1 protein-coding gene is annotated in these 1,225 nt (G+C 67.5%); it reads left to right on the forward strand.

The window, feature by feature from the left end; translation table 11 throughout:
- Positions 1–96: 96 nt before the first annotated feature.
- Positions 97–1,194, forward strand: a complete 1,098-nt coding sequence (locus HUA78_RS45665) for an IS630 family transposase (protein WP_371745824.1) — start codon at positions 97–99, stop codon at positions 1,192–1,194.
- The last annotated feature ends 31 nt before the right edge of the window (positions 1,195–1,225 follow it).

Raw genomic sequence — 1,225 nt, forward strand, 5'->3', positions numbered from 1 at the left:
CTAAACCGGAGTTCGTGATTCTCGATCAGGCCGGAGGGCGGGCGGGCGTGAAGTGAGCGGGAAGAGGGAGCAGGGGCACCTCTCGTTCGGCTCTGTGTGCGCAGAAGACCTGAGAGCGAGAAGGCCCTGCCCGAGGGCAAAGGTAGGCAGTGGCTGAAGAGGAAGCAGCGCCAGGCGCTGCTGCGATGGGGCGAGAAGAGCGGCTGCCCGCTCACCATGCGACGGTGCATGGCGGTGGCGGCGGTGGGGAGGGGTGCCTCGTGCAACGCAGCAGCCCGGGACTTGGGCTGCGCCACCTCCACCGTCGTCAGCGCGGTGCGCCGCTACCGGGAGGACGGACGCGGAGCGCTGCGAGACAGGAGGGAGGGTAACGGCCAGCGCAAGGTCGACGAGCGATTCCGAGAGAGGCTGGCGCGGGTGTTGGTGGGAACGCCCGAGGACTGGGGCTGGTGCCGGCCCACCTGGACACGGGAGTTGCTGTGCTTGGAGCTTGAGCGCCGGGGGTTGCCCCAGGTGTCCGTGGCGACCATGGGACGCGCGCTCACCTGGCTCGGCGCGAGGCGCAAGGCGGCCAGGCCCATCGTCGAGTGTCCCTGGCCCGCCTGGAAGCGTCGGCGCCGGCTCTACGAGTTGAAGTGCCTGCATGCCCACAAGCCCCCCGAAGAGCCCGTGCTCCACGTGGATGAGGTGGACATCCATCTCAACCCCAAGGTGGGACACGACTGGTGTCTTCCGGGGCAGCGCCGGGTGGTGGTGACACCGGGCAACAACCAGAAGCGCTTCCTGGCCGGAGCGTTGAATGTCCGGACGGGGAAGCTGACGTGGGTGGAAGGCAACTCCAAGGCCAGCGACCTCTTCATCCAGTTGCTCTGGCGCCTCGCGGGTGAATACCGGCGCGCTCGCCGCATCCACCTCGTGCTGGACAATGCCGCGGTCCACACCAGCCAGAAGACTCGCAAGGCCCTTGCCCAACTTGGAGGGCGCATCGTGCTCCACTTCCTGCCGCCCTACTGTCCCCAGGGCAACCGCATCGAGCGCGTGTGGCTGGACCTGCACGCCAACGTCACGCGAAACCACCGCTGCCGCACCATGGACCAGCTCATGGTGCGGGTACATGCCTACCTCAACGCGCGGAATGCACAGCGCTCTGCCTGTCCATCCCTGCGCCGAGCCGACCTCAGGCGTGCCTCCTGACGTCGTGCGAGAATCGAGATCGTTGGTTTAG

It is taken from the genome of Myxococcus sp. CA033, from assembly GCF_013336625.1.
In the GTDB taxonomy this organism is placed as follows: Bacteria; Myxococcota; Myxococcia; order Myxococcales; family Myxococcaceae; genus Myxococcus; species Myxococcus llanfairpwllgwyngyllgogerychwyrndrobwllllantysiliogogogochensis.